Raw genomic sequence first — 8,200 nt, forward strand, 5'->3', positions numbered from 1 at the left:
GTTCTCAGCTCCGCCCGCCAGCCGGGTGAGGGTCATCAACCTGTGTCAGAGCGCGAAATATCTGAGCCAGGGCTATTATTGCTCGCTGTTGGCGGAGGCCCGGGGCCATCACGTTGTGCCTTCGGTGATGACACTCAACGACCTTGGCCGCAAGGGCCTGTTTTCGTTGCAGTTGGATGAACTGGATCCGGAAGTGACCCGCTGGCTCGACAGTGCCGCTTCCAAACTCAAGCCCGGTGAAGACCCTCAGGAGGCCACCCATCAGGTCCGGATTCGAACGTTTTTCGGGCAGGCCTCACAGCCGGAGCTCAAGCCGGTGGCCCGGGCCCTGTTCGAGCGCTTCCCCTGTCCGATTCTGGAGGTGGTGTTCCGTCGCCGTAAAACCTGGCAGATAGAAACCATGAAGCCCACGGGTCCGGCGGATCTGTCCGAGGCTGAGCAGGATGTGTTTGCAGCGGCACTGGATCGTTTCAGCAGCATTGTCTGGCGCAAGCCAAGAACCCGGCGGCGGTACCGTTTTGATCTGGCCATTCTGGTGAACCCCGACGAGCAGTTGCCGCCCAGTGACAAGGAGGCGCTGGAAAAATTCGAAAAGGCGGGTCGCAAGCTGGGCATCAATGTGGAGCAGATAACCCGCCGGGATTACATGCGCCTGCCGGAGTATGACGGTCTGTTTATCCGGGAAACCACCGCCATCGATCATCACACCTACCGTTTCGCCCGCAAGGCGGAGGCTGAGGGGCTGGTGGTTATTGATGATCCGGTGTCGATCCTGCGCTGCACCAACAAGGTTTACCTGGCTGACCTGTTGCGAATCAACAAGATTCCGACACCAAAGACCCTCATTCTGTCCCGTGACCAGAAAGATGCGGCGAAACAGGTGGCGGACGCGCTCGGCTTTCCGGTGGTGGTCAAGATTCCGGATGGTGCCTTCTCCAAGGGGGTATTGCGGGCCGAGAACGACAAGGAGCTCAAGGACGCACTGAAGAGTCTGTTCAAACAATCCGCGCTGGTGCTGGCCCAGGAATATTTTTACACCGAATACGACTGGCGCATCGGCGTTCTCGGCGGCCGTGCCATTTTCGCCTGCAAATATTTCATGGTGAAAGGGCACTGGCAGATTTACCAGCACGGCGAGGCCAAGCAGGTCGACAGTGGCGAATTCGCTACCCTGCCCACCTACGAAGTGCCCCGTAACGTAATTCAGGCGGCGCTCAATTCAACCCGGCTGATCGGCAACGGACTCTATGGTGTCGATATCAAACAGGCCGGCAACCGGGTGGCGGTCATTGAGGTCAATGACAATCCGAATATTGACGCCGGTGTTGAGGACAAGTTTCTGGGCGGTGAACTCTACACCCTGGTGATGCAGGAGTTTCTGTCCAGAATGGAGGAAAAACGCCGCTGAGCCTGAACAGCGGCGTGCTGACCGGAGCTATTGGTCAAGGGTGCGCCAGGCCCTGACACTTCCCAGCCAGGGCAGGTCCGCCAGCCGTTGTTCGATTTCCTGCTGTGACAGGGCAATGTCTGACGCTGGCGGTTCAAAGAACAGCTCCAGGTGTACTCGGTTGTTGAGGTAATGGAGCCGCAGGCGCGGGTGCTCGCCGGTCAGGCCAAGGCGCTCCTGCAGGATCTGGTGTACATCCTGTCTTGAGGGCAGGGCGTCGGTTGTGGGGTAGGCGGTTTCGTCGTTCTCTGCGTCGATATGAAAACTGATGTCCTGAATGTGGTCGACTACTTCCCGCATGCGTCGAACCACCTCCATACCGACCTGATGACCCTCAGATACGCTGATTTCCGGCTTTACCTGCAGATGAACGTCCAGCAGGATGTCGTGTCCCATCTTGCGACTGCGGAGCTGGTGAACATTGCGCACACCCTCGGTGCCCGCCGCAATCTCGGTCAGCTGACGGGTATCCTCCGCTGACAGGCCGGTGTCTACAAGCTCCTTGACGCTGTCCCAGGTAAACTGCCAGCCAACCCTCGCGATGATCACCGCGATGACGATGGCCGCCACCGCGTCCAGCCAGGGAAACCCGGCCATGGCGCCGGCGGTGGACAGAACCACCACCACTGAGGAAAAGGCGTCGGTTCGGCTGTGCCAGGCGTTGGCAATGATCAGGTCCGAGCGTATCTTTTCCCCCACCCGGCGGGTATACCGGTAAATCCATTCCTTGCCGAGGACGGACACCGAAGCCAGGATCAGTACCGGCCACCCCGGCACCAGTAGCTCTTCTGCCCGAATCAGACGTAAGGTGTTCTCCCAGGCGAGGGCGCCCCCGATGGCGATCAGGAAACTGCCCAGTACCATGGTGCCCAGGGTTTCTATGCGCTGATGGCCATAGGGGTGATCCAGGTCCGGAGCTTTGCGGGATAATTTCATGACGACCAGCACAACGAGATCGGAAGCCACATCGGTAAACGAGTGGATACCATCCACCAGCAGCGCCTGGGAGTTGTAAAGCAGACCGCCAATGACCTTGGCAATACCCAGCACGGCGTCCAGGATCATGCCAATGATGGTCACTCTGGAGGCAGCCTGAAACTCGGCTTTCTGACTTCGCGGGGGGGAGTGGGAATGGGCCATGTTCTGAGATTCCTTTTGGCACGAAATCAGGGTACTCATGCAATTTTTACGTACACTTTATGCACAACAGGCAGCACTGGCCTGTACGTTACAGGATGTTAGTTTAAGCCGTCAGGCCTTGCTGAGTAAATTATAAATTTTTGAAAATAAAAGACTAATTGATTGGTTAAAAAATGATCAATCTGTAGAGGGCGCCGGCAGGCAAGGGGTCGGCACTTCTGAACCCGGATTTTCCACAGAGTTATCCACAGTTTTCGTGGAAAAGGTCACAAGACCTTCACCAGACAGTCATTTAGCGTTCACACGGATGAAGTACCGGCGACTGTGGAAAACTTCAGTTATACTCACTGGCGCTGATTTTGACGCTCGCATATTACCAAATAGCGATAGTGTGATCTTGTACCGGTTTCTGCCATCAGGAATGCCTGCTCATGTATAGCCTGCTACGCAAGCTGCTTTTTACCTTACCTCCGGAGACGGCGCACAAGTTGGCCCTTTCCGGACTTGATGCCGCTGCCTCCCTGGGGCTCCTCAGGGCCTTTGTGGTGCCTCCACAACCGTTGCCCGTTAAGGTTATGGGGATCGAGTTCCCGAACCCGGTGGGGCTTGCTGCAGGGCTCGACAAGAACGCCGACCATCTGGCGGGTCTGGGCGCGCTGGGTTTTGGATTTATTGAGGTGGGTACGGTCACGCCCTTGCCTCAGCCTGGCAACCCCTTGCCGCGGATGTACCGGCTGGCGGAGCACCACGCGATCATTAACCGGATGGGCTTCAATAACGAGGGGCTGGATTATCTGGTGAGCCGGGTTGCCGGCCGTCGTTATGGCGGTGTGCTTGGCATTAATGTGGGCAAGAACAAGGACACCCCGGCGGAAGACGCGGCGCTGGATTATCGCAAAGGGATTGCGGCGGTTTATGATCACGCGGACTACATCACCTGTAATGTGTCGTCCCCGAATACTCCCGGTCTGAGGGATCTGCAGTTCGGTGATTCCCTGTTACGCCTGCTTGAGGCAATCAAACAGGAGCAGCAGACCCAGCAGGAGCGCTCAGGGCGGTATGTACCCGTGGCGGTGAAGATCGCTCCGGATATGGATGAGAGTGAACTGAGGTTTGTGGCCGAAGCATTGAAAAACAGTGGTATGGACGGGGTTATTGCCACCAATACCACGCTGGCGAGAGACGCCGTAAAGGGACACCGGCACGCCGGACAGGCTGGCGGACTCAGCGGTGACCCGGTACGTGAACCATCGCTGCGCATTATCAGACAGCTCAGCAGTGAGCTTGCCGGAGTGCTGCCGATCATCGGTGTGGGTGGTATCAGTGACGGCCATAGCGCGGCCGAGAAGATTCAGGCCGGTGCCAGTCTGGTGCAGGTGTACACGGGATTTATTTACCGGGGTCCTGCGCTGGTCGGGGAAGCGGTTGAAGCGATCAGGGCGTTGCCGACAGACAGGCGCTGAGGCAAAAAGAAAGGGCCCGCAGAGCGGGCCCGTGCGGGGAATGAACCCCGTGGCGACATTGACTGTGCCTTATACGGGTCGGGTGGACCCGATTATGGTTGCCGGCGATTGTTGTAGGGGAGCCGGTGCGCCCCTGGTATTGCTTTCAGCGTTCTAACAACTCTGGCCAGTGTTGCGTGCTGATATCAGTTTTCTTTTTTCTGTCTGCTTTCAATGTTCAATATTGTGAAATGAGAGTCCGGAACGAGGCCACCGGATCCGCGATGGGAGTCAGGTGGCTGGATTGTGCAATCCGCAAGAGACTTCGTCTGGTTCGTTCAGCCCGGATTACTCCCGGAGATACCCTGGGTCAGGCCCGTCAGGTTGTACCGTTGACAACGAGGCGGTGGATGCCCGACACGCCGGTCATACCCTCCCAGTTGTCGGTGCGTCCTTCCCGCCATCCGCTCAACCATTCCTGGCGAACCTCCGGCTGATCAAGTGGACAGGTGTCCTTGGATTTACCGGACACGCCGGCCTGATATCCCCGCTTGAATGCGCGAGCGTACATGTCTCTTTTCTGTCTTTTCATGCCGTTCCTCACCTACATGGATTTACAGAACAAGCGTGTACACGTCTGCCTTCCGAAACCGGCCCAGCCCCTGAGCATTCCACCTGACCGGCGGACAAGGTGCTGGCTGGCCCTGCAAGGGCAGTCAGGATCCTGTGGAAATGCCGCCTGGCACTTCCTTAAATGACGCGTCAGTTACACCCTATGACGAACCCGAGGTGGGAGTACAGTATTTATTTCATCTATATGACCGGTTCCTTATGTTTATGTGAAATAACCCCTGGTCGGTTACCATAGCGTTATTGATAGAGCGTCCCTGACAACCCTTTGGTTCAGGGCCGCGCATTCCCCCAAGCGGAGGTTGTTCAGTGCCAGTTCACCACGAGTTTTTTGTAACCTGCCCGCGAGGGATTGATAACCTGCTGAACGACGAGCTGGCGGGTTTCGGTCTTGAGCCTTTCCGCAATGCCCCGGCGGGTGTGTGGGCCCGGGGAACGCTGGAACAGGGTTACCGGGCCTGCCTCTGGTCGCGGCTGGCCAACCGGGTGATTCTGCACCTGGCAACGGTGGACGCACGTACGGATGAAAGTTTCTATCAGGGGATCTATGAACTGCCCTGGGCGGAGCACCTGGCTGTCACCGGCAAATTCCGGGTCAACTTCAGCGGTGAGAACGAGCTGGTTCGCAACACCCAATGGGGTGCGCAACGGGTCAAGGATGCGGTGGTGGACCGCCTTCGGGGCCAGGGCACGGTTCGGCCATCGGTGGATGCCAAAGACCCGGACATCACCATCTCGGCCCGGGTTCACCGGGGTCAGCTGGACATCGGCATCGACCTGAGTGGCAGCAGTCTGCACATACGGGGATATCGCACGGAGAAGGGCATTGCACCGGTACGGGAGAACCTGGCAGCGGCCTTGTTGCTGCGTGCGGGCTGGCCGGATATTGCGGCACAGGGCGGCGACTTTATTGACCCCATGTGCGGGTCCGGCACCCTGGTTATTGAAGCCGCACTGATGGCTCTGGACCTGGCCCCCGGTCGCCTGCGCCAGAGTTTCGGCTTTGAGCGCTGGCTCGGTCATCAGTCAGATACCTGGCTCGAACTTCGCCAGGAGGCCGAGCGCAGGGCCTGGGAAGGCAAAGAGAAGGGACTGAACGGAAGGGTACCGCGCCTGGCGGGGTACGATGCTGACAGCCGCGTGGTGGCGACTGCCTGGCGCAATATTGCGCGCGCCGGCCTGGAAGGAATCGTCCATGTAGAGTCCCGTGCCGTTGAAGCCTTTGAAATTGATGGTGGCTGGGCGGCGTCCGGACTGGTGCTGACCAACCCGCCTTATGGCGAACGAATGAGCGATCGCACGGAGCTGGGGGTGGTCTACCAGGCGCTGGGCGAAGCGGTAAAGGCCCATCTCCAGAACTGGCGGCTGGCGGTATTTACCGGCGCGCCGGAGCTGGGTAAATCCATTGGCCTGCGCAGTCACCGCCAGTACAACTTTATCAACGGCAAGATCCCGGCGCAGTTGTTGTTGTTCGAAGTGCAGCCCGAGAACGAGATGACACCGCGAGCCCCCACCGAGCCGGGCCAGGTTAATGCCCGGATCAGCAATCCGGAGCGTGCCCAGATGCTGGTCAATCGCCTCCGGAAAAATATGAAAACCCTGGGGCAGTGGGCCCGCAAGCAGAATATTGAATGCTATCGCCTGTACGATGCCGACATGCCTGAATTTGCGCTGGCCATTGATGTCTATGGCGACCGGGTTCATGTGCAGGAATACGCTGCTCCGAAGACCGTCGATGAGAAGAGTGCCCGTGAACGACTCCAGGAAGCCCTGGCGGTCATTCCGGATGCGATCGGCGTGCCTGTCGAGCGGATCGTCTGCAAGCAGCGCCTGCGTCAGTCGGGCACCAGTCAGTACGAAAAGCAGGATGCCAGTGGTGAGTTTTTTACAGTGGACGAGCTGGGTAGCCGTCTGAAGGTCAATCTGCGTGACTATCTGGATACCGGTCTGTTTCTGGATCACCGTCCGGTGCGTCGCTGGATCAAGGAGAATGCCGGTAAACGACGCTTCCTGAACCTGTTCTGTTACACCGGTGCGGCTACCGTTCAGGCGGTTGCCGGGGGTGCCAGCCGGTCGCTGAGTCTGGACATGTCGCACACCTACGTGAAATGGGCCCAGGAAAATCTGGCGCTCAACAAAGCTGACCCAGCCTATCACGTGGTGGAGCAGGCCGACTGTCTGGCATGGCTGGCCCGCAAGCCGGACGATCAGCGGTTCGATCTGATCTTCATGGATCCACCGACCTTCTCGAATTCTGCCAGGATGGAAGGCGTTCTGGATATTCAGCGGGACCATGGCCGCCTGATTCGTCAGGCCATGGCGAGGCTGACCACTGACGGTGTGCTGATATTCTCGACCAATTACCGGCGCTTCAAGCTGGACGAAGCCCTGTCAGAGGCTTTTGATGTCAGCAATGTCAGTGCCAGTACCCTCGACAAGGATTTTCAGCGTAACCCGCGGATTCACCAGTGCTGGCATATCCAGCATCCGGCGTGAGGTGACTCAGGTGGGTGTTTCCGGTGTATTACCAGTCGCCGGACGCGTCGTTCTCGTCGGCTTCCTGCGCGACCCCCTGATCCGGCTCAGCCGGCGCGTCGGCCAGTTCCACCAGGCCTTCGCGATAGGCCAGCAGAAGCAGGGCGTAGACACCGTTTTCCGGTAGCTGCGGCTCAAGGCCCTGCTCGAACAGGATGTCCCGCCGGCTGTCTTCGATATCGTCCCGGCTCAGACCCGGAATCAGCTCTTCGAGGCGCGCCAGTTCGAAGGGGGCGTCCATCTCGACGGCTTCAAAAATCATATCCACCAGGGTTTCGTCCGGGTCCAGGCCATCGGTGTAAACGGTCTGGTCCGGCAGGTCTTCGTGCAGCGCCCGGGCCAGTTCGATCAGCGGTACACCCTGTTCCTTCAGATACAGTAATTCATCTTCATGCAGTTCATGTCCGGCCGCTTCCAGCCAGCTTTCATCAGGCTCGATGACCACGGTTTTCATTCGTCCATCGGCAAGGCTCCAGGCCATGGCGGTGGGGAAGAAGAGTTCATCCGTCTGGCAGAATTCGATATCCAGAAACCGGGGCATGCCCTGGGACATTGGTTGGCGCTCCAAAGTAGAGTATATGGCCTGCATCATGCCATACTGTGGCCTTGTTAATCAGCTTTTGAGCGTACCAGAAACACTATGGAACACACCGGTTTTAATCAGAATCTGCTGACCTTCCTGTCCCGTTCTCCCACACCCTGGCATGCCACCCGAAACATGGCGGAAATGCTTGCCAATGCCGGCTTCCAGCAGCTTGACGAGCGTGAGGAATGGTCACTGAAGGCGGGTAAGGACTATTACGTTATTCGCAACGGCTCCTCCATCGTCGCCTTCCGCACGGGCAAGCGGCCACCACTGGAAACCGGCGTGCGGATGGTGGGGGCCCACACCGACAGCCCCTGCCTGAAGGTCAAGCCCAATCCGGAGCTACGCCGCAAGGGTTTCTTCCAGGTTGGCGTTGAGGTTTACGGGGGCGTTCTGCTGAACCCCTGGTTCGACCGTGAC

General features: G+C 58.4%; 6 protein-coding genes and 1 pseudogene. 4 read left to right on the forward strand and 3 right to left on the reverse strand.

From position 1 onward, the window contains the following. Nucleotides 1-1,408, forward strand: a 1,408-nt coding sequence (locus tag AAC035_RS15525; RefSeq protein WP_339805734.1) for a RimK family protein, incomplete at its 5' end; no start/stop codon positions are given. 27 nt (nucleotides 1,409-1,435) lie between these two features. Here AAC035_RS15525 and AAC035_RS15530 read toward each other — a convergent pair. Next, nucleotides 1,436-2,587, reverse strand: coding sequence for a cation diffusion facilitator family transporter (locus tag AAC035_RS15530; RefSeq protein WP_339805736.1), 1,152 nt, complete (start codon nucleotides 2,585-2,587; stop codon nucleotides 1,436-1,438). 431 nt (nucleotides 2,588-3,018) lie between these two features. On the opposite strand from AAC035_RS15530, the gene AAC035_RS15535 reads away from it, so the two are divergent. Further along, complete coding sequence (locus AAC035_RS15535) at nucleotides 3,019-4,050, forward strand: quinone-dependent dihydroorotate dehydrogenase (protein ID WP_339805738.1); 1,032 nt, start codon at nucleotides 3,019-3,021, stop codon at nucleotides 4,048-4,050. A gap of 358 nt (nucleotides 4,051-4,408) precedes the next feature. Here the strand turns inward: AAC035_RS15535 and rmf are convergent, their stop codons facing one another. Further along, complete coding sequence (gene rmf, locus AAC035_RS15540) at nucleotides 4,409-4,621, reverse strand: ribosome modulation factor (RefSeq protein ID WP_339805739.1); 213 nt, start codon at nucleotides 4,619-4,621, stop codon at nucleotides 4,409-4,411. Between the two features lie 347 nt (nucleotides 4,622-4,968). Between rmf and rlmKL the strand changes: the two genes are divergently transcribed. Then, complete coding sequence (rlmKL, locus tag AAC035_RS15545; protein WP_339805740.1) at nucleotides 4,969-7,155, forward strand: bifunctional 23S rRNA (guanine(2069)-N(7))-methyltransferase RlmK/23S rRNA (guanine(2445)-N(2))-methyltransferase RlmL; 2,187 nt, start codon at nucleotides 4,969-4,971, stop codon at nucleotides 7,153-7,155. A 28-nt stretch (nucleotides 7,156-7,183) separates the two neighbouring features. Here the strand turns inward: rlmKL and AAC035_RS15550 are convergent, their stop codons facing one another. Beyond that, the gene (locus AAC035_RS15550; protein WP_339805742.1) at nucleotides 7,184-7,786 is read right to left on the reverse strand and encodes a hypothetical protein; all 603 of its coding nucleotides are present in this window, start codon (nucleotides 7,784-7,786) and stop codon (nucleotides 7,184-7,186) included. Nucleotides 7,787-7,834: 48 nt separating this feature from the next. Between AAC035_RS15550 and AAC035_RS15555 the strand changes: the two are divergent. After that, a pseudogene (locus AAC035_RS15555) lies at nucleotides 7,835-8,200 on the forward strand (M18 family aminopeptidase); the annotation flags it as partial.

This window comes from uncultured Marinobacter sp. (genome assembly GCF_963974375.1).
GTDB lineage: Bacteria > Pseudomonadota > Gammaproteobacteria > Pseudomonadales > Oleiphilaceae > Marinobacter.